The sequence below is a fragment of the Streptomyces sp. NBC_01622 genome (genome assembly GCF_045209635.1).
GTDB lineage: Bacteria > Actinomycetota > Actinomycetes > Streptomycetales > Streptomycetaceae > Streptomyces.
The window spans coordinates 2,560,794-2,579,790 of record NZ_CP109293.1; the positions used below are offsets into that span (position 1 = coordinate 2,560,794).

Here is an 18,997-nt window from a genome sequence, read left to right on the forward strand (position 1 = left end):
GCCGCTACGGCGGCCACACCGAGGAGCCCTTGTTGGCCGCCACGCACGAGACCGCCGCAGAATCCGCCATATCCGCTACCGAGCCCCAGCCCGCTCCCGGGGCCACCCCACCCCGCGCACCTCTGGTCGCGCGGGCCGCCGCCGAACTGGTGGGCACCGCCGCCCTGGTGGCGATCGTGGTCGGCTCCGGCATCCAGGCCACCGAACTGACCAACGACGTCGGCCTGCAGTTGCTGGCCAACTCCCTGGCCACCGTCTTCGGCCTCGGAGTCCTCATCACCGTGCTCGGCCCGGTCTCCGGTGCGCACTTCAACCCCGCCGTCACCCTCGCCGAGTGGTGGACCGCCCGCCGCGGCGACCCCGGCGTCACCCTGCGCGAGGCGGCCGTCTACGTCCCCGCCCAGATCGTCGGGGCAATCGCGGGCGCGATCCTGGCGGATGCGATGTTCGGCCGGCCGCTGGTGAAGTGGTCCACCCACGACCGCTCCGCCGGACACCTGCTCCTCGGTGAGATCGTCGCGACGGCCGGGCTGATCCTGCTGATCTTCGGCCTGGCCCGCACCGACCGGCTGCGTTTCGCGCCCGTCGCGGTCGCCTCGTACATCGGTGCGGCGTACTGGTTCACCTCGTCGACGTCCTTCGCCAACCCGGCGGTGACGATCGGCCGCGCCTTCACGGACTCCTTCGCGGGGATCGCGCCCGGCTCGGTCGCGGGGTTCATCGGCATGCAACTCGTCGGGGTCGTGGTCGGACTGGCGCTGGTCGCCCTGATCTTCATGCCGGGACGAACGGCCGACGATCAGCCCGCCGCATGACGCGCGCCCCGCGGGTGACGGTGATCGACGGCACTCGCTCGGCACACGAGATCCGTGCGGCCCCGGGAGCGGGCGGGCGACAACCCCGCGGCCTTCAGGTTCCATCCGTCAGTGGTCCTTGTCGGCCGGAGTGAGCTGTCTTCCCTGTCCTGCGCCGGCCCACCGAAGGCACCCGGTGGGCCAAATCGCCGGACGGTTCACCGACGACTCACCGATGGGACTCACCTACCATCCTCGCCGCGGCTCAGCTCATGGCGCTGCCGAGCATCTGCCCCATCGCGGCGACCACGGACGGCTCGACACGGTAGTAGACCCAGGTACCGCGCCGTTCGGAGCTGAGCAGGCCGGCCTCCTTGAGCTTCTTCAAGTGGTGGGAGACGGTCGGCTGGGAGACACCGACGTCGGAGATGTCGCACACGCACGCCTCGCCGCCCTCGTGCGAGGCGACCAGCGAGAACAGTCGCAGCCGTACCGGATCGCCCAGCGCCTTGAACATCCGCGCCGTCCGCTCGGCCTCCTCCGCGCTCAGCGGTCGCTCCGTGAGCGGAGGGCAGCACGGCGCCACGGCCTCGGGGACCTCGGGTTCCAGTAGCAGCAGCACCCTCGTATTCGACATACATCTATGTTGACATACATCGAAGCAGCGAGCGAGGGGCAGCGGACCCACACCGTCGGCCCGCTCCACCGAACCCAAAGATTCGATAAATGTCTATGTTGACGCCTGTCGAATCAGGTGCCATGCTGGCCGCGCATGGCATCGACAAATGTCGAATCAAAGAGGAGTCCCGTGACCGCGCCCACCACCGACCAGCTGCCCGTAGTCGTCATCGGAGCCGGCCCGATCGGCCTGGCCACCGCCGCCCACCTCATCCAGCGGGGCATCGAACCACTGGTGCTGGAAGCCGGACCAGCGGCCGGCACCGCGGTCCGCGACTGGGCGCATGTGCGCCTGTTCTCCCCCTGGGCCGAGGTCACCGACCCCGCCGCCGAAAAGCTGCTCGCCCCGACCGGCTGGACCCGCCCCGACGGCGCCACCTACCCCACCGGCGGCGACTGGGCCGAGAGGTACCTGCAGCCCCTTGCGGACCTGCTGGGCGACAAGGTCCGCTACGGCGCGACCGTGACCGGCGTGGCCCGGGCCGGGCGCGACCGCGTCGTCGACGCGGGTCGTGACGAGCAGCCCTTCACCGTGCACCTCCAGACCACGGCCGGCCGCGAGGAGCGGATCAGCGCCCGCGCCGTCATCGACGCCTCCGGCACCTGGTCCACCCCCGGCCCGCTGGGCGCGGACGGCCTGCCCGCCCTCGACGAGAAGACGACGGCCGACCGCATCTCCTACCGCGTCCCCGACCTCAACGACCCAGCCGTCCGCGCCCGTTACACGGGCAGGCGCACCGCCGTCGTCGGCTCCGGCGCCTCCGCCTTCACCACCCTGGCCCTCCTCGCCGACCTCGCGAAGGAGGAGAACGGCACGCACGCCGTGTGGATCCTGCGGCGCGGCATCGGTACGAACACGTACGGCGGCGGCGGCGCCGACCAGCTCCCCGCGCGCGGCGCGCTGGGCCTGCGCGCCAAGGCCGCCGTCGAGGCCGGCCACGCGAGCACGGTCACCGGCTTCCGTACGCAGGCTGTGGAACGGGAAGGTGACCAGCTCATCCTCGTCGCCGGGGACGGCCGCCGCCTCGACCCGATCGACGAGGTCATCGTCCTCACCGGCTTCCGCCCGGACCTGTCCTTCCTCTCCGAACTCCGCCTCGGCCTCGACGAACGCCTCCAGGCCCCGACCGCGCTCGCCCCGCTCGTCGACCCGAACGTCCACTCCTGCGGCACGGTCTACCCGCACGGCGTGAACGAGCTCTCCCACCCCGAACAGGGCATCTACCTGGTCGGCATGAAGTCCTACGGCCGCGCCCCGACGTTCCTCGCCATGACCGGCTACGAGCAGGTCCGCTCCATCGCCGCCGCCCTCGCCGGAGACCAAGAGGCCGCCGAGCGCGTCGAGTTGACCCTCCCGGACACGGGTGTGTGCGGCGGCGCGGGCTTGTTCGACGAGCCGGAGAACGCCGAGCAGTCCGGCGGCGGATGCTGCACCGCCCCGTCCACCCTCCAGATCGGCGTCGGCGCCCCTGCCACCACCTCCGGTGGCTGCTGAACTCCCCACCCACTCAAGGAGGTTCACCATGACGTCCCGCGTACAGCTCGCCCTCCGCGTCCCCGACCTCGCCGCGTCCATCGCCTTCTACACGAAGCTCTTCGGTACCGAACCCGCCAAACTCCGCGACGGCTACGCCAACTTCGCCATCGCCGAGCCCCCGCTCAAGCTCGTCCTCATCGAAGGCACCGCAGGTGAGGCGACCCGCATGGACCACCTCGGCGTCGAGGTCGAGACCACCGAAGCGGTCCACGCCGCCACCGCCCGCCTGGGCGAGGCCGGCCTGGCCACCGACGTGGAGAACGACACCACCTGCTGCTACGCCCTCCAGGACAAGGTCTGGGTCCACGGCCCCGGCCAGGAACCCTGGGAGGTGTACGTCGTCAAGGCCGACGCCGGCTCCCTGGCCAAGCAGCGGGGCAGCACTTGCTGCACCGGCCTCGCCGAGGCCGACACCGACTCCAAAGAAGCGGCCATCGCGGGCGGCTGCTGCTGATCCGCCGATGACCAACACTCGCGCCAGCGAGGCCGTGACCGGAACGGGAGACCGGTCACGGCCTCGCGCCGCGCTGCCCGCCCTGTGCGCCACCCAGATCACCAGTTGGGGAATCGTCTACTGCGCCTTCCCCGTCCTCAACCCGCAGATCACGGCAGCCACGGGCTGGTCGGCCACCTCCGCCACCACCGCCTTCCCGGGCGCGCTCCTGGTCTCCGCCGTCACCGGTATACCCGTCGGCCGCATCATCGACCGCCGAGGCCCGCGCGCCGTGATGACCACCGGCTCCGTCCTCGGTGTCGTCGCCGTGCCGGCCATCGCGTTCGCGCCCAACCTGATCGCCTTCACCGCGGCCTGACTGCCGGCAGGCGTGGCCATGGCCGCAACCTTCTACCAGCCCGCCTTCGCCCAGCTGACCGCCACGCTCGCCGAGCACCTGAGCCGGCGCAGCACGTACGCCGTACTCGCGCTGATCCTGGCCCTCGTGACCATCCCCGCTCACGCACTCGCGCTCCGGGCAACGTCATCGCCCTCGTGCCCCTCCTGATCGCACGCGGCGCAGGACAGCCCCTCGGCCGCACCCTGTACGCGACCCTCGCCCGCCGCACCGGCGTCACCACCCGCGCCGTCACCCTGATCACCTCGGTGGGACCACGACCGCCGTGTTCGCGATGGTCTCCGGCCTCTTCCCCCTACTCGTGGGCGTCGCGATCGCAGCCGGCATGGTGCGCGGCAACCTCACCCCCCTCAGCCCCGGCGTCCCTGGTGGCGAAGAAGGGCGACATCAGTCCCCGGGCCCGGGAGCGCGACTACCGCAACTCCGCAGACCTCCGCCTCCAGTTGAGCGCGGCCCGGTCCCCTTTGCGTCGAGAAGTCCGACCGCTCTGTCAGAAGCCTCTGCCAGGGGTGTCACCCGGAGACTCTGATACGAGCCAAGTCCTGGGGAGAATCTGGGCGTCTGGGGTAGTTTGTACGTTATTTTCAAGCGGCGGGACTGGCTCTGAGTCCGGACCGCAGGGCGTGGCGCCCCGGACAAGGTGGTGTCAGGGGCGCCAGGGCCGCGGTGGCCGCTTCTTTACACCGCGGCCATGCCCTCCATACCGGACTCGGCGAAGGAAGGCAGTCCGGTGGTCGTGCCGACCTTGGTCAGGGAGCCGTCGCGGCCGATGCGGAAGCCGTCGACCGTGCCCGACGTCGCGTTCTGCACGTACAGGAACTTCTGGTCCTTGGTCACCGCCAGGTCGATGACGCCCTGGGACTTGGCGGACGGCGGGGTGGCGACGCCGACGTCGTTGGTGAGCGCCAGTTTGCCGTGGCGGTCCGCGCGGTAGCCGGTGACGGTCGAGTTGCCGGTGTTGCCGCCGTAGAAGAAGTCGCCGGCGCGCTCCAGCCAGCACAGCGTGTCCTGGCCGTTGGGCAGGCTCTTCTGGACGGGCTTGAGGGTGCCGTCGGCGCGCACCTTGTACGTGCTGACCGTCGAGTCCTTGGCCTCGGCCACCAGCATCCGGCCGGCCTTGTCGAAGCTGATCGCGAATGGCACGGCACCGGCGGAGTCGTTGACCACGGCCCGTCGCGCCGGCCGTCCGTCGCGTGCCACCGGGAAGACCTCGACCGTGTTGGCGGACTTGGTGGTGACGACAAGCTCACGACCGCCGGGGGTGAACGCGACCTGGCCGGGCGAACTGCTGAACAGCGGCACCTTCTTGTTGTCCAGCCCGAGCGAACGGTGCGCGTCGGACAGGGGTGCCAGGCCCGCGGCCGTGAGGCGGAAGCCCTGGACGCTGCCCGTGCCGCCCGCGTTCATGACGTAGGCGATGCCTCCCGAGACCGTGATCGAGGCGGGGAAGTCCCCGCCCGAGCTCACCACATGACGGTCCGTCAGTTTCTGTCCCGCGACCCGGAACGACGTCACGGTGTTGCTGCCCGCGTTGACCGCGAGGAGGAGCCGGGACCGGTCGTCGTAGACGAGTGAGCCCTGGGAGGCGAGCGAGTCGGTGGGCGCGTCGACCTGGTCGCCTCCCTTGCCGCCGGTCGTGTAACTGCCCGCGGCGCTCAGCGTGCCGTCCTGCGCGCGCTTGAAGACGTGGATCGTGTTGCCGGCGAGTTCGTTGCCCTGCACGAAGACCGCGTGGTCGGCCCCGGCCTTGGCCTTCTCCACGGTGTCGTGCCCGTGCTCGACCTCACCTGCCGAGGCGACGCTCACCGCTGTCACGGCCGCCGCGGCGGCGAGGATTCCCGCTCCGCCGACCGTCAGCTTGATCTGTAACGGTGACCTTCGCCTGGTGTGCCTGCTCATAGGAACGCTCCTCGGGCCTTCGCCACCACCACGGGTCGGTGGAGGCCGCGACCAGAGTTGCCCATGAGGCGAGCGTGGCAGGAGCGGTTCGGCCGCCACGTCAGCCTTTCGTCACAACTCCAACTCCACTCACGCGGGCGGGAGTTGCTGGGCAGCATTGCCGCACTCCCCGATCATTTCACTGTCGCCACCGGCTCCCCGCCCTCGCGTATCTCCTCGGCCGCCCGGGACCTGGCGTCGCGGCGGTCGAGCCAGCTCAGTACCGGAACAGTCATGACCGTGGTGACCAGGGCGACGAGGACGAGCGCGGTGAACAGTTCCTCGCTGACGATGCCGGCCGACAGCCCGATGTTGAGTGCGATCAGCTGCATGAGACCGCGGGCGTTCATCAGGGCGCCGACCCGGACGGCCACCGGGCCGGGTTCGCCGCGCAGCCGGGCGGCGGCCCAGCAGCCGCCGAACTTTCCGACCACCGCCAGGACGACCGCGGCCGCCCCGAACAGCAGCACGGGCGGGTCGGAGAAGACGTCGAAGCGGGTGTTCAGGCCGGAGTAGGTGAAGAACATCGGCACGAACACGACCTGGGTCACGGACTGGGTGGTCCGCACCAGCCGTTCGGACGCCTCGCCGCGCGGCATGGCCATCCCCACGCAGAAGGCCCCGAACACGGAGTACAGGCCGCTGATGTCGGTGAACCAGGCGGCGCAGAACAGCAGGGCGACCGTGAAGAGGAGCCGGGTGTCGTCGCCGAGGCCCGGCCGGTTCACGATCCAGGCCAGCAGGCGGCGCCCCAGCAGGAGCAGTACGGCCACGAACAGCAGGGTGCCGCCGACGGCCTCCAGGATGGGCCTCGCCCTGCCCGAGGCCACGCTCAGCACGCCCGCCAGCATGATCCAGGCGACGGCGTCGTCCGTGGCCCCGGAAGCCAGGGCGAGCGAGCCGAACCGCGATCCGGCCAGCCCGCGTTCGGTGATGATCCGGGCCAGCATCGGGAAGGCGGTGATCGCCAGCGCGACGCCGACGAACGCCGCTGTCACCCACACCGAGACCCCGTCGACGAAGATGCCGACACGGCCGTGGGCCACGAGGGTCAGTCCCACACCCAGCACCAGCGGGATGCCCACCCCGGCCGAGGAGACGGCGACGGCGGTGCCGGCCAGACCGCGCCCCGCATGTGCCCGGAACTCGTAACCGGCACCGAACATCAGGGCCACCAGACCGATCTGGCCGGCCACGTACAGCACCGGCTTCAGCTCGGGCGGGAAGACGTGGGCGGAGAGTCCCGGGGCGACCAGCCCGAAAAGGGAGGGCCCGAGCAGTACCCCGGCGATCATCTCGCCGACCACGGGCGGCTGGCCGAAGCGGCCCGCCAGCAGGACGACCAGACGGCAGGTCAGCAGAATCACGACGACGGCCAGGAAGAAGACGGGAGCGAGCTCCACGGGAGTCATGGTCTCGTTCCTCTCAACGGCCGGTGGGGACGGATGTGGTGGCGCCGCCGGACGAGGCGGCGAAATGGTTCCGGCACAGGCCCTGGCGCCGGGCGTCCCACACCATGTAGCTGCCGAGGACGAGTTGGACGAGACTGCGCCAGACGCCCTCCCACCGGTCGGCGAAGCGCATCACCGCGAGCCGGGTTCGGCTGCGGACCTCGGCCCCGGTGCGCGGGATCAGCAGGCAGGGGCCGCGGCTGGGCAGCGAACGGGTGTGTTCCACCGAGGAGTCGAGTCGGAAGCGGCGCAGGACCTCCTCCGCCGCGACCCGCATGGTGAGGACGGCGAAACCGCGCGCCGGGCAGGGGCGGTTGGCGGTCACGCCGAACGGGATGAAGGCGGACGGCCTGGTGTCGGCGTTCAGCCACCGGTCCGGGTCGAACGGATCGCCTCCGGAACCCTGGTACTCGGGGTAGTTGAACAGCAGGACCGAACCGGCCGGGATCGGGTCGCGCCCGTCCCGGGGGATCTCCCCCGAGGTGATCCGGTGGGCCACTCCGAAGAGCGGGAAGTGCTGCAGCGTCTCGTTGATCACCCGGTCCAGGAGGTCCGGGTCCTCCTCTCCGGCCGCCAGCCGGTCCTGCACCGGCCGGTGGGTGGCGAGGGCAAGCAGCAGATGGGCCATCGCCTCCGACATCTGCACGACCGCGGTGTTGAAGAACGTGCCTTGGAGGTAGTACGCCTGCTCCTGCGGGGTGAGTGCGGCGGGCAGCGGCACGGGCGGCGGATCGTTCGCCAGGCGGACCCGCAGGTACTCCGTGAGCCGGGCCCGCCGGTCCATGTGGCGCAGGCCGGTGCACTTCAGGGCGCTGACCACGTCGTCCGCGTTGCCGGTGATCAGGTTTCGGACGTGGCGCGGACAGGGTGCGCGGAAGACTACCTCGTAGTAGACCTCGGCCCAGACGGGCATCATCAGGTCGCGCAGTCTGACCCGGTGCACGCGCGCGTGGCCGTCGAGTTCGTCGAGCACCCGGCGGGTGCAGCGGCCGACCAGCTCCGTCCACCGCTCGCGGGAGAGCCCGGCGAGGATCTGCCGGGTGGTCCGGGCGACGTCGTCGTAGCGCGGTCCGGGCTCCAGGTGCTCCTGGTGCACCTCCGGGCCGGGCGACAGCCAGTACCAGAACAGGTCGGACAGCGCGGCGCCCCGGCTGCGGCCGTTCGCCGCCGGATGTCCGTACACCCTCTTGAACTCCTCGGCGGGCACCTCCCGGCCGGGTGCCTGGATGCCCTCCTCGCCGCCCACCCGGGCGAAGATGCGCACGCGCAGCGCGATCACCGCTCTGGGCAGCCAGTACGGCAGACCCGCCACAACGATCACGGCCACGCACGCGACGAGCCAACCGGTGGGGCTCACGCGACCACCCCGCCGAATCGTCGGTCCGCCCCCGGCGTCAGGGCGGGACCGGGGACCGGACCCCAGGCGGGCACCCGGACCAGATCGGGCGTCAGGTCGGCGAGTCCGGACGCGCCGCACAGGGCCAGGGTGTCGTCGAGTTCGTCCCGCAGCAGTTCGAGGAGACGTCGTACGCCCTTCTCGCCGCCCTCGGCCAGTGCCCACATCACGGGCCGGCCGATGCCCACCGCGGACGCGCCGAGCGCCAGTGCCTTGACCACGTCGGTGCCGCGCCGTACGCCTCCGTCCAGCACGACCGGGACACGGCCCTCGACGGCGGCGAGGATCTCGGGCAGCAGCTCCAACGTGGCTGGCACGGTGTCGAGTTGACGGCCGCCGTGGTTCGACAGCAGCAGCCCGTCGACGCCGTGCCGGACCGCGAGCCGGGCGTCCTCGGGATGCAGGACGCCCTTGAGCAGGACGGGCAGTGAGGTGATGCCGCGCAGCCAGTCGACGTGTTCCCAGTTCAGCTCCGGGGACATGGCGATCTGGCGTACGTGGCCGCGCTCGCCGTCGCGCAGGTCCACCAGGTTCTCGCAGCGCAGGCCGGGCGGCAGGTCGTGGAAGCCGTTGCGCCGGTTGCGTTCGCCCGCGCCCAGCACCGGGGAGTCCACGGTGACCACGAGCGCGGTGCACCCGGCGTCGGTGGCCCGCCGTACCAGCGCCTCGGTGATCTCCAGGTCGGGCTGGATGTAGAGCTGAAACCACCGGGGTACGTCGTCACCGGCCGCGCGGACCGCGTCGGCGATCTCCCCCACGGCCACCGTGGACGCCATGGAGACGATCATGATGACCCCTGCGGCTGCCGCTGCTCGGGCGGTCGCCAACTCCCCTTCCGGATCGACCAGTTTGTGGAAGGCGGTCGGGGACAGCAGCACCGGCAGGCTCGCCCGCCGGCCGAACAGGCTGATGCCCAGCTCCCGTTCGGCGCTTCCCCGCAGCACCCGGGGCAGCAGCTGCAGTCGCCCGAACGCCGCCTCGTTGGCCCGTACGGTGATCTCGTCGCGTGCCCCGCCGGCGATGAAGTCGGCGTACACGGGGTCCAGTTCGGCGCGCGCCGCGATCTCGAAGTCGTGGACGGTGTACCGCATGCCGCTCACCGCCCGGCGGGGCTCGGTCGGCGGGCCTGCTCGCGGGCGAAGAACTCGGCCAGCGGGGCGTGGTGGACCTCCGGGTGGTCCCAGTGGTTCTCCAGGTTCTCGGCCATGTGGTGGATACCGAGGAGTTCACCGCCGCCGTGGTGGCGGATCACCGGGTGGAGGTACGCCGCGTCGAAGGCGTCGTCGACCGAGTTCTGGGCGGTGCGGCGCACGGTGATGTCGAAGGGGTCGACCTTGTCGTGGTCGGGTCCGTACTCCAACGTGACCGTGAAGTAGTCCCCGTTGTCGGTTAGTTGGCTCTCGTGGGCGTACGCGACCGGCACCTCCTCGTGATAGCGGGCCGGCTCGCCGGGTGCCGTGACGATCACGTCGCCGAGGACGCCGAACTGCTGCCACAGTGCCGAGCTGCGGTTGACCCGGGCCACCACGGCGTCCGCCAGAGCGGCTGGGCTGCTCTCCAACTGCCGGTGCGGCCAAGGCCGTTCGTGATGGCGTTCGTCGAGGATGCGGCTCAGGGCGCGTACGGCGTACCGGAAACCGTGGATGAAACCACCGGTGGATTTCTTGAAGTCGCGCTGTTGCATGAGCGTTCCGGCGAAGTAGAGGCCGGGCACGTTCACCGACTCGTACGCCGGGGAGAGTTCGGCGAAACGGTCGTCGATGACGAGGGCGGGGCGGCACGACGGGTCGAACACCGAGGCGTCGAAGCGGAATCCGGTGCAGACGATCACCCGGTCGTAGCGCAGTTCCTTCACGACCTCGTCGGCCCGGGAGAAGCTGAAGCGGACACGGTGGCCGCCGCCGTCGGGATCCTTCTCGATCGACAGCACCTGACCGTCCAACAGGGCGTTCTGGGACTTGAGTTGATAGGTGTCGAGGAAGTTGTTGTTGACCGCGCGGAGATGGCCGACGTAGTGGCTGTTCCAGGCCATGCGGACGGAGTGCGGGCCGGCGACATGGATGACCGCGGCGGTCTCGACAAGGTTGTCAGCGGTCTCCAGGGCGGAGTTGCCCTTGCCGATGATCAGGACACGGCGATCGGTGAAGTCCTCGGGATCCACCGACACGACCGAGTAGTCCTCGGCGGTCTCGATGCCGGGAATGTCGGGGGTGTTGGGCCGGGTCAGTCCGGTGGCCATGACCAGGCGTCGGGCGTGATGCTCCTGCCCGTGCTGGTCGGTGACGGTGAAGCCGCCGTCATGCCGCTGGATCCGCTCCGCCCGGGTGTCATGGGCGATGTCCAGCTTGTAGGCCTCGGCGAAGTCGGCGAGATAGCGCACCAGATCGTCGGCGTGCGGGAAGTAACGCTTGCTGTAGCGGGTGAACAGCATCCGGTCGTCCGGGGACAGCAGGGAGTTCCAGTCCATCCGGAGGTTCAGCTCGGGATCGTCGGTGCCGTTGTGCACCTTGTTGATGGAGATCAGCTTGCGGTGGCGGGGGAACGTACGGAAGAAGGTGCCCGGTGCTCGGCCGCTCTCCAGGATCCGGTATCCGTGTCCGGCCGCCTGGAGCAACTGCCCGAGTTGGAGGCCGGCGGGGCCGGCGCCGACCACGAGGTAGTCGAGTGGCTCGCTGTCCATGGAGTTCATGTATCTCTCCTTGTGCTCCGGGCGAGGACATGCCTGAAGACTGGGTGGGGGGTGAGAACCGGCGAGGTCCGGTCGAGTGGTGGCTCACAGGGCTGGGGCGCGGTCCTGCACCGGTCGCGTCGCCGGACGCAGGGACCGCGCGAGGGGAGAGGACGGTGGGCACCGAGTGGAGGTGCGCCCGTGACAGGTCCGGCCGTTGCCGTGGTGCGCGACACGGCGAAAGGACCGGCTGAACGGAGCCGAGGGGCGGGAAGTCCGGGGACATCACCCGCGCACAGGCGTCAACACGGGCGAGATCGGCCGGAAGGGCCATGCTCAGCGGCCAGGTGGAGCGATTCGGGAAGCAGTGGCAACCGGGGACGGTGGAGCCTGGTGCTCTGGCAGGGGCATGGCAGACCCTTCCATCGGATTTCCCTGTGAAATCTCCATGAGCACCGTAGTGACGGCCGACGGGCACGGGCAACAGCGGCTGGAGGGATGACAGGGAATCGACAGGCGCCCCGAGCACCCGTCGATCTCGGGAACAGGGGGACGCACATCCCTCGGCAGGCGGAATGTGCCACCGGGACCAGAACCGGGACCACGGGCAGCCGAGTCACCGAACCTCTACTTTTCTGCCTACTCGCCGGTGGTGCCGTCGATGGCCTCGCGGAGGAGATCCGCGTGGCCGATGTGGCGGGCGTACTCCTCGATCACGTGCTCAAGGACGAACCGCACGTCGGTGTCACCGAATTCCGGGTTCGGCACGATGCGCGCGAGGTCGGCGGTCACCCTCGCGAACACCTGCCGCGACTCCTCGCACGCCTTCAGGTAGTCCGCGTAGACGTCCCTGGCCGGCGTGGCGTCCGACTCGTCGTACCACTCGTCGCCGTCAGCGGTGACGTAGGTCCGATAGGGGAAGAAGCTGGGCGTCGTGCCGGCCAACGTCCGCTGGAACCAGGCGCGTTCGACCCCTTGCAGATGGCGCATGAGCCCCAGCAGGGTCAACGCCGAGGATCCCAGGGGGCGTAGCCGTAGTTGTGCGTCCAACAGGCCCTCGCACTTCCACAGGAAGGTCGCCCGGTGGTAGTCGAGATTCGAGGCGATCACCTCCAACCACGGTCCCGATACGGTGCGTTCGGGCCTGACGATCTTCTGGACGACGGGGTCGCTCACTCTGGGGTCTCCTTGCCGGGGTGGGGCGCCGCTGCCGGCACCTCGCGGGTACGTCCGCCCATGAAGACCTCTGTACGGGTCGGTACTCATCGCTCGGTCTGATGCCGGCCGCCTCCCGACCGGACCGCAGGGCAGTCGGTCTCGATGAAACGGTGGATTCCCTGGAGGAGTTGCTCGTCTTCCGGTGTGCCTGCGGGCATCAGCTCGTGCGGGGCCGCTTCGAAGGCGTGGAGGTCCGCCGGGATTCCCGCCGCTCGCAGTGCGCGGTGCATGCGTACCGCGTTGGACAGGAACAGGTCCCGGGTGCCGCTCGCCAGCAGGGTGGGCGGAAAGCCCGGGGAGAAGCCACCGAAGAGTACGGTGCCGACGGGCGCGGCCACGAGGTTCCCACCCGCCGACGCGCCTCCTACGACGATGTCTTGAGGGCTTCGTTCCTTGAGCAGCGCCCGGTAGACGGTCACGCAGTCGTCGAGCGCCGCCGGAAAGGGGTGGTCGGGCAGCATGCGGTAGTCGACCCCCCAGATGCGCATCCGGACCCGCTGGGCGGTGGAGGTTCCCGTCGCGCGGCAGCAGTCGCCGCCTCCGGTGAACAGCGCACCGCCGTGGAGGTCGAGGTAGATGGGCCCCGAAGCGGACGCTTGATCCAGTTCGCTCCGGCCGACCGGGCAAGTCATAGGGCGGCACAGTCAACGAACGACAGGCCCCCACTCACCCACCCTCCCCCGCCCGCGGTCCCTCCACCCGCGAGAGCCACACAGTGAGCAGCCCCTCCAACGCCTCCGCCTCCCCCGGCGCCAGCAGGCCCAGCAGCCGGTGTTCATTGCGGATGTGGTCCGTGAACGCCCGGTCGATCAGTTCGTGTCCGGGGTGGGTGAGCGCGACGATCCGGCCGCGCTGGTCGTCGTCGGAACGGCGGCGGGTGACGAGTCCGGCGCGCTCCAGGCGGTCGATCCGTTTCGTCATCGCGCCTGTGGTGACCATGGTGTGGGCGGCCAGTTCGCCGGGTGCCCGTTCGTAGGGCTCGCCGGCGCGGCGCAGTGCGCACAGCACGTCGAACTCTCCCTCGCTGAGTCCGTAGCGCCCGTAGACGAGGCTCAGCTCCTCGGTCAGTCGGCCGGCCAGGCGGTGCAGCCGGCCGATCACGCCCTGCGGGGTGACGTCGAGGTCGGGCCGCTCGCGGCGCCAGTCGGCCTGGATGCGGGCTACGCGGTCGGGCGGTTGCGGGTCGTCCATGCGCACCATGATAGCTTCCCGGGAAGCTATACTATCTTCCATGGAAGCTAATCTGCGATGGGTGGCACTGACCGCCGTCGCACCGGTGGCCTGGGGCACCAACTACTACGTCACCCACCAGTTCCTGCCGCCCGACAACCCGCTCTACGGCGCGGCCCTACGCGCCCTGCCCGCCGGCCTCGTCCTGCTCGCCCTGTGCCGGCGACGACCGCGCGGCGCGTGGTGGTGGCGGTCCGCCGTGCTCGGACTGCTCAACGTGAGCGTGTTCTTCGTCCTCGTCTACGCCGCCTCCCAACTGCTCCCGACGAGCATCGCCGCGACCGTCATGGCGGTGTCCCCGCCGGCGATGATTCTCATCGCGTGGGCCCTGATGTCCGAGCGGCCCGGCCTCCCGCACCTGGCCGGCGCCGCGATCGGCCTCGGCGGGGTCTGCCTCATGCTGCTCACGGGGACGGGCGGGGTGAGCGTGCCGGGAGTCCTCGCCTCGGCCGCGGCCATGCTCGTGTCGGCCTTCGGCCACATCCTGACCAAACGGTGGAACAGCACCGGTACCGACGTACTCGCCTCGACCGCCTGGCAGCTCACCGCCGGAGGACTGTTCCTCCTGCCGGCCGCCGCGGCCGTGGAAGGCCCGCCGCCCGCGCTCTCCGCATCGGCGCTCCTCGCGTTCGGCTACGTCACCCTCGTCGCCACCGCGCTCGCCTTCGCCGCCTGGTTCACCGGGCTACGGCACCTGCCCTCCGGAACGGTGGGCCTGATCGGACTGCTCAACCCCGTCACCGGCGTACTGCTCGGCACGGCGGTCGCCGGCGAGGTCCTGACGGTCCGTCAACTGTGCGGACTGGCACTGGTCCTGGCCGGCGTCGTCCTGGGCCGCCCCACTCGCGCGAGCCGCCGCGACACCGGCCCGACACCGCCCCACCCCGCACCCGACGAGCGTCCCGCCCCCGCGCACGAGCCCGCCGCCTGCGCCCCCCAGTGACGAATCGACCGCGCGAACCGGACGCGATGCCAGTGTGGATAAGTAAGCTCCTCTACAGACGAGTTGGCCCTGCGGGGGGGCAGATGTCGGCGGAGAATCGCTCACGGCTGGACGACAACCGGATCCGGCATCTGGAGCGGCGCACTGCTCGCCTACGCCGTCGGAAACGGCAAGAGCTCGGTCGCGCTGGTGGGGGCATGCCGCTCGGCGACGGCGTCGAGCCGGTGCCCGTACGACACCACCGTCTCAGGCCCACCACAGACTCCCCGCCGCCGTCACCGCCCCGCCCTGGGTGACCCGGAAGTCCCACCCCTCCCCCACCGGCTCGCACGCGACGTACGCGGGCGGGTCCCAGTCCGTGAACCGGGAGGCCGTCATACGGCAGCCGGTCAGCCGGGCGGAGGTGTCGCCGCCCGTGAGGCATGCGGCCTGCCGGGCGGCCTCCAGGAGGACCATGCCGGGGATGTGGTCGCTGGGGTGGTCGAAGAACAACGGATGGCGAAGGTCGGCCGGTGCCACCCGCAGGGAGCCGGTCCCGTCCCGGGCCACCATCACGCCACCGGCGGCGGAGGCCGAGACGTCGGTGGGCGGGAGTCGCCGGATGTCCTCGCCCGGAGCCGGAAGCGCACCGGCCCGGGTACCTCGCAGCCCCCTGTACTCGTCCTCGGTGAGAATGCGGGCCCGGCCCTCGGCGCGGCCGAACTCGGCGTCGCCCGCGGCCAGTTCGAGCCGGAGGCTGAGCGCGACGGGATGGGCGAGGCCCTCGACGCGACGGACGTCGTAGACCCTGGCGCGCAAGGTCACGTCGGTCGCGCCGTAGCCGACCACGGGCTCCGTGGCGGGGTCGAGCCGGAAGCCGATGGTCCTGATGACGGACCTGCTCGTCGCGGGGACGGCCAGGAAGCGCTGACCGAGGTACAGGCAGCCCTGCCGGAGGGTTTCGGCGATCAGGAGCGGGTCGTGCCGGTCGCCGGATCCGGGCCGGAACGTGGTGTGGGAGCGTGACCACTGCGCGGCGAGCAGATACCGTCCCTCCCCCAGTGCGTGTCCGTCGGTGAGGAGGACCTCCGCGATCGACTTCCGGTGGACGAGATCCCGCGGTACGGAGCGGTCCCAGCTCAGTGTCGGTACCGCGGTATCGGAAGGGGGAGACCAGGCTGATTCCTTCATAAAATAATAGGATGCGTGATCCTTGCGGGTGCGGATAAGAAATGCCGCGCTGTCCGATAGATTCGCCTGAAAAGACGATTCGGCGTGAAGGGCAAGGGTCGTTGAGGGCGATGCAAGAACGCGCGGAAGCCACCCGACGGGCCGTCCTGGCGGCGGCGGCAGCGCTGTTCGAACAGCATGGATACGTCGGGACGAGCATCAGCGACGTGGCGCAGCGGAGCGGCTACACCAGTGGCGCCATCTACTTCCACTTCGGCAGCAAGGAGGGCCTGGCCGCCTCCGTCTTCGAGGCCCATTTCGGTGAATGGCCGAGGTTGGTGGAGACTTGGACCTCGCTCGACGGACCCGTCCTGGACCGGCTGGTGGGCCTCAGCCTCGCGGTGGCGCGCGAGTTCCGCGACAACGTGATCGTGCGGGCGGGCAACAGACTCTCGAACGAGAGCAAATCCATTCCCGCCGAATTGCCGCAGCCGTTCGTGGGCTGGATCGAAACCGTCGCCCAACTCCTGGAATCCGCACGGGAGAACGGCGAACTCGCCCCGGAAACCGATACCGAGCGGGCCGCGCGGGTAATCGTCGCCGGTTTCTTCGGCGCCCACACCGTGTCCGACGCCCTGGACGACCGCAGACATGTCGAGCAGGCGGTGACGGACCTCTGGCTCTTCCTGCTCCCCGCCCTCCAGGCCGTCCCCGACCCGCACGGCTGCCTGGACCGGGCCCGCACCCTGCTCGGTCAGTCCTTGTAGTCCGGGGCGATGCGCTTCACCAGGCGGAGCAGCGCCGACCAGGCGAGGTCGTAGGCCTTGTCGTCCTGGAGGTCCGACTTCTCGTCCTCGCCGGTGAGTTGGCGGGCGGTGAGTTCACAGATGTCGGGGGCGGGGGTGAGCAGCGGGGTGCCCGTGGCGGTCGCGGTGGTCTGGATCTCGCAGGCCTTGTCGAGGTAGTACATGCGCAGGAACGCCTGCGCGGGGGTCTCCCCCACGGTGAGCAGGCCGTGGTTGCGCAGGATCATCGCGGGGTGGCCGCCCAAGTCGGCGACCAGGCGCCGCTGTTCGGCGAGGTTGAGGGCGACGCCCTCGTAGTCGTGGTAGCCGAGCCTGCCGTAGAACTCCATGGAGATCTGGTTGAGCGGGAGCAGGCCGGTCTCCTGGGCGGCGACGGCGCAGCCGGATCTGGTGTGGGTGTGCAGGACGCAGTGGGCGTCGGGGCGGGCGGCGTGGATGGCGCTGTGGATGACGAAACCGGCCGGGTTGACCGGGTGGGGGGACTCCTCGACGGGGTGGCCGGACAGGTCGATCTTGACCAGGTTGGACGCGGTGATCTCCTCGAAGAGGAGGCCGTAGGGGTTGATCAGGAAGTGGTGGTCCGGGCCGGGGAGCCGGGCGGAGATGTGGGTGAAGATCAGGTCGGTCATCCTGAAGTGCGCCACGAGCCGGTAGACGGCGGCGAGTTCGCGACGCAGCCGGAGTTCTTCCGAGGGGGTGGTGGTGGCGGACATCGCGGACATGGGGGCCTTTCGATGAGACACGGCACGTGCGGGTGCGGGTGGGGGGTCCGGTACGGCGGGTCAGGCCACGCTCAACTCCGCTGCGGCGGCGGCCGGTTCGCCTGCCAGGCGGCGGTGCCAGGCCTGGACGACGGACTCTTCGGTCGGCTTGGTGAGGAGGCTGACGGCCAGGTAGGCGACGAGGCCGGCCAACAGGCCGTAGTAGATGGGCTCGTTGGCGAGGAGGCCGTCGGTCGCCATGAAGACGATGACCGTGGTGCCGCCCGCGATCATCGAGGCCATGGCGCCTGGCAGGTTGCCGCGCTTCCAGACGAGGCCGCCGAGGATGGGCACCAACAGGCCGCCGACGAGCAGGTTGTAGGCGACGGTGAGGGCTTCGATGACGTCGCCGAGGGCGCAGGCGATGCCCATGGCGGCGATGCCGAGGACGACGATCGCGAGGCGGTTGGAGCCGATCTCGTCGTCCTTCGAGCCGGTGACCGCGCGCTTGCGCAGCCGGGCCCAGATGTCGTTGTTGGCGACGGTCGCGGAGGCGATCAGGGCGCCGCTCGCGGTGGACATCATCGCGGAGAGGGCGGCGGCCAGCACCAGACCGCGGACGCCGGTGGGCAGGGCGTGCCGGACGATCGTCGCGAACGCGTCGTCGGCGCTGGACAGTTGGGGGTAGAGGGTCTTGGTCGCCATGCCGATGACGGCGCCCGCGAGGGCGTAGACCAGGCAGTAGACGCCGGCCACCGTGCCGCCCCAGGACGCGACTCTGTCGGAGCGGGCGGTGAACACCCGCTGCCAGATGTCCTGTCCGATGAGCATGCCGAAGGTGTAGATCAGCACGAAGGTGAGGATGGTCTGGCCGCCGATGGAGGTCGGGGAGAGGAAGCCGTGCGGCAGTTTGTCGGCCATGGCGGAGAAGCCGCCGGCCTTCACCACCGCGATGGGCAGCAGCAGGACGAGCACACCGAGGCTCTTGACCACGAACTGCACCATGTCGGTGAGGGTGATGGACCACATGCCGCCGAGCGCCGAGTAGCCGACGACGATCGTGCCGCCGATCACCACCGCGACCCAGCGGGGCACGTCGAACAGGACGTCGAAGACGCTGGCGTAGGCGATCGTGGAGGTCACGACCAGCATCAGCGTGTAGATCCACATCACCACGCCGGAGATCACGGCGGCGGTGTCGCCGTAGCGCAGCGAGAGCATCTCGGCGACGGTGTAGACCTTGAGGCGGGCGATGCGGGCGGAGAAGAAGATGCTCAGCGCCAGCAGTCCGAGGCCGATCGCGAAGACCATGGCGGCGCCGGAGATGCCGTAGGTGTAGCCGAGGCGTACGCCACCGATGGTGGAGGCGCCGCCGAGGACGACGGCGGCCATCGTGCCGGTGTACATGAGGGGGCCGAGACGGCGTCCGGCGACCAGGAAGTCGCTCTTGGAGGCGGCGCGTTTCCTGCCCCACCAGCCGACGCCGATGATGCCCAGCAGGTATGCGGCCATGACGAAGTAGTCGACGGTCATCCGAGACCTCCGGGTTTGAGGGGTGGTGCCCTGGGAGTGGGATGACGCTATCGGCGTCCGCACTGGCGTCGAAGTGGCGGTTCTGTCCAATATGGAGTCGCCCA

Annotated in this window: 17 protein-coding genes and 1 pseudogene; 6 read left to right on the plus strand and 12 right to left on the minus strand. The window is 70.2% G+C overall.

The annotated features are described in order from the left end of the window. The first annotated feature begins 32 nt into the window (after positions 1 to 32). Positions 33 to 815, plus strand: coding sequence for an aquaporin (locus OH768_RS11740; RefSeq protein ID WP_406452776.1), 783 nt, complete (start codon positions 33 to 35; stop codon positions 813 to 815). Between the two features lie 244 nt (positions 816 to 1,059). Here OH768_RS11740 and OH768_RS11745 read toward each other — a convergent pair whose 3' ends face one another. Continuing rightward, complete coding sequence (locus OH768_RS11745; protein ID WP_406452778.1) at positions 1,060 to 1,431, minus strand: ArsR/SmtB family transcription factor; 372 nt, start codon at positions 1,429 to 1,431, stop codon at positions 1,060 to 1,062. A gap of 171 nt (positions 1,432 to 1,602) precedes the next feature. Between OH768_RS11745 and OH768_RS11750 the strand changes: the two genes are divergently transcribed. From OH768_RS11750 to OH768_RS11760, 3 genes and pseudogenes are all read left to right on the plus strand, one after another. Then, entirely contained in the window at positions 1,603 to 2,967 is a 1,365-nt protein-coding gene (locus tag OH768_RS11750; RefSeq protein ID WP_406452780.1) for an FAD-dependent oxidoreductase, read from the plus strand. A gap of 28 nt (positions 2,968 to 2,995) precedes the next feature. After that, a complete protein-coding gene (locus tag OH768_RS11755; RefSeq protein WP_406452782.1) occupies positions 2,996 to 3,463 on the plus strand; it encodes an ArsI/CadI family heavy metal resistance metalloenzyme in 468 nt (155 codons plus the stop codon). Between the two features lie 7 nt (positions 3,464 to 3,470). After that, positions 3,471 to 4,212: pseudogene (locus tag OH768_RS11760) on the plus strand (MFS transporter); the annotation flags it as partial. Between the two features lie 326 nt (positions 4,213 to 4,538). On the opposite strand, the gene OH768_RS11765 reads toward OH768_RS11760, so the two are convergent. The 8 genes from OH768_RS11765 to OH768_RS11800 form a co-directional block, all read right to left on the minus strand. Next, positions 4,539 to 5,759 (minus strand): lactonase family protein, encoded by a 1,221-nt coding sequence (locus OH768_RS11765; protein WP_406452784.1) that lies wholly within the window; start codon positions 5,757 to 5,759, stop codon positions 4,539 to 4,541. 173 nt (positions 5,760 to 5,932) lie between these two features. Further along, positions 5,933 to 7,210, minus strand: a complete 1,278-nt coding sequence (locus OH768_RS11770) for a cation:proton antiporter (RefSeq protein ID WP_406452786.1) — start codon at positions 7,208 to 7,210, stop codon at positions 5,933 to 5,935. Positions 7,211 to 7,223: 13 nt separating this feature from the next. Continuing rightward, positions 7,224 to 8,606, minus strand: coding sequence for a cytochrome P450 (locus OH768_RS11775; RefSeq protein ID WP_406452788.1), 1,383 nt, complete (start codon positions 8,604 to 8,606; stop codon positions 7,224 to 7,226). Further along, positions 8,603 to 9,736 carry an alpha-hydroxy acid oxidase gene (locus OH768_RS11780; protein ID WP_406452790.1) on the minus strand — a complete coding sequence of 378 codons (1,134 nt, stop codon included), beginning with the start codon at positions 9,734 to 9,736 and terminating at the stop codon, positions 8,603 to 8,605. The genes OH768_RS11775 and OH768_RS11780 overlap by 4 nt, the downstream gene beginning before the upstream one ends. 5 nt (positions 9,737 to 9,741) lie before the next feature. Then, positions 9,742 to 11,334: an NAD(P)-binding domain-containing protein gene (locus tag OH768_RS11785; protein WP_406452792.1), complete on the minus strand. Its 1,593-nt coding sequence runs from the start codon at positions 11,332 to 11,334 to the stop codon at positions 9,742 to 9,744. Between the two features lie 618 nt (positions 11,335 to 11,952). Then, a complete protein-coding gene (locus OH768_RS11790; protein WP_406452794.1) occupies positions 11,953 to 12,489 on the minus strand; it encodes a DinB family protein in 537 nt (178 codons plus the stop codon). Between the two features lie 86 nt (positions 12,490 to 12,575). Beyond that, complete coding sequence (locus OH768_RS11795) at positions 12,576 to 13,163, minus strand: alpha/beta hydrolase (RefSeq protein ID WP_406452796.1); 588 nt, start codon at positions 13,161 to 13,163, stop codon at positions 12,576 to 12,578. Positions 13,164 to 13,197: 34 nt separating this feature from the next. Further along, positions 13,198 to 13,731 carry a MarR family winged helix-turn-helix transcriptional regulator gene (locus OH768_RS11800; RefSeq protein ID WP_406452798.1) on the minus strand — a complete coding sequence of 178 codons (534 nt, stop codon included), beginning with the start codon at positions 13,729 to 13,731 and terminating at the stop codon, positions 13,198 to 13,200. Positions 13,732 to 13,762: 31 nt separating this feature from the next. On the opposite strand from OH768_RS11800, the gene OH768_RS11805 reads away from it, so the two are divergent. Beyond that, positions 13,763 to 14,704: an EamA family transporter gene (locus OH768_RS11805; protein WP_406452800.1), complete on the plus strand. Its 942-nt coding sequence runs from the start codon at positions 13,763 to 13,765 to the stop codon at positions 14,702 to 14,704. 246 nt (positions 14,705 to 14,950) lie between these two features. Here the strand turns inward: OH768_RS11805 and OH768_RS11810 are convergent, their stop codons facing one another. Continuing rightward, complete coding sequence (locus OH768_RS11810) at positions 14,951 to 15,874, minus strand: ScbA/BarX family gamma-butyrolactone biosynthesis protein (protein WP_406452802.1); 924 nt, start codon at positions 15,872 to 15,874, stop codon at positions 14,951 to 14,953. Between the two features lie 110 nt (positions 15,875 to 15,984). On the opposite strand from OH768_RS11810, the gene OH768_RS11815 reads away from it, so the two are divergent. Continuing rightward, positions 15,985 to 16,620, plus strand: coding sequence for a ScbR family autoregulator-binding transcription factor (locus tag OH768_RS11815; RefSeq protein ID WP_406452804.1), 636 nt, complete (start codon positions 15,985 to 15,987; stop codon positions 16,618 to 16,620). On the opposite strand, the gene OH768_RS11820 is transcribed toward OH768_RS11815, so the two are convergent. Together OH768_RS11820 and OH768_RS11825 are read right to left on the minus strand one after the other, a co-directional pair. Next, positions 16,608 to 17,372 carry a class II aldolase/adducin family protein gene (locus tag OH768_RS11820; protein ID WP_406465236.1) on the minus strand — a complete coding sequence of 255 codons (765 nt, stop codon included), beginning with the start codon at positions 17,370 to 17,372 and terminating at the stop codon, positions 16,608 to 16,610. The two genes, OH768_RS11815 and OH768_RS11820, sit on opposite strands and share 13 nt — an antisense overlap. Before the next feature lie 69 nt (positions 17,373 to 17,441). Then, positions 17,442 to 18,893 carry a sodium:solute symporter gene (locus tag OH768_RS11825; RefSeq protein WP_406452806.1) on the minus strand — a complete coding sequence of 484 codons (1,452 nt, stop codon included), beginning with the start codon at positions 18,891 to 18,893 and terminating at the stop codon, positions 17,442 to 17,444. Between the last annotated feature and the right edge of the window lie 104 nt (positions 18,894 to 18,997).

Bases quoted from the DNA above. Each gene is read 5' to 3' on its own strand.
- OH768_RS11745 (WP_406452778.1), bottom strand. From the start codon at position 1,431: ATGTCGAATACGAGGGTGCTGCTGCTACTGGAACCCGAGGTCCCCGAG.
- OH768_RS11755 (WP_406452782.1), top strand. From the start codon at position 2,996: ATGACGTCCCGCGTACAGCTCGCCCTCCGCGTCCCCGACCTCGCCGCG.
- OH768_RS11765 (WP_406452784.1), bottom strand. From the start codon at position 5,759: ATGAGCAGGCACACCAGGCGAAGGTCACCGTTACAGATCAAGCTGACG.
- OH768_RS11770 (WP_406452786.1), bottom strand. From the start codon at position 7,210: ATGACTCCCGTGGAGCTCGCTCCCGTCTTCTTCCTGGCCGTCGTCGTG.
- OH768_RS11780 (WP_406452790.1), bottom strand. From the start codon at position 9,736: ATGCGGTACACCGTCCACGACTTCGAGATCGCGGCGCGCGCCGAACTG.
- OH768_RS11785 (WP_406452792.1), bottom strand. From the start codon at position 11,334: ATGAACTCCATGGACAGCGAGCCACTCGACTACCTCGTGGTCGGCGCC.
- OH768_RS11795 (WP_406452796.1), bottom strand. From the start codon at position 13,163: ATGACTTGCCCGGTCGGCCGGAGCGAACTGGATCAAGCGTCCGCTTCG.
- OH768_RS11800 (WP_406452798.1), bottom strand. From the start codon at position 13,731: ATGGTGCGCATGGACGACCCGCAACCGCCCGACCGCGTAGCCCGCATC.
- OH768_RS11805 (WP_406452800.1), top strand. From the start codon at position 13,763: ATGGAAGCTAATCTGCGATGGGTGGCACTGACCGCCGTCGCACCGGTG.
- OH768_RS11810 (WP_406452802.1), bottom strand. From the start codon at position 15,874: ATGAAGGAATCAGCCTGGTCTCCCCCTTCCGATACCGCGGTACCGACA.
- OH768_RS11815 (WP_406452804.1), top strand. From the start codon at position 15,985: ATGCAAGAACGCGCGGAAGCCACCCGACGGGCCGTCCTGGCGGCGGCG.
- OH768_RS11820 (WP_406465236.1), bottom strand. From the start codon at position 17,372: ATGTCCGCCACCACCACCCCCTCGGAAGAACTCCGGCTGCGTCGCGAA.
- OH768_RS11825 (WP_406452806.1), bottom strand. From the start codon at position 18,893: ATGACCGTCGACTACTTCGTCATGGCCGCATACCTGCTGGGCATCATC.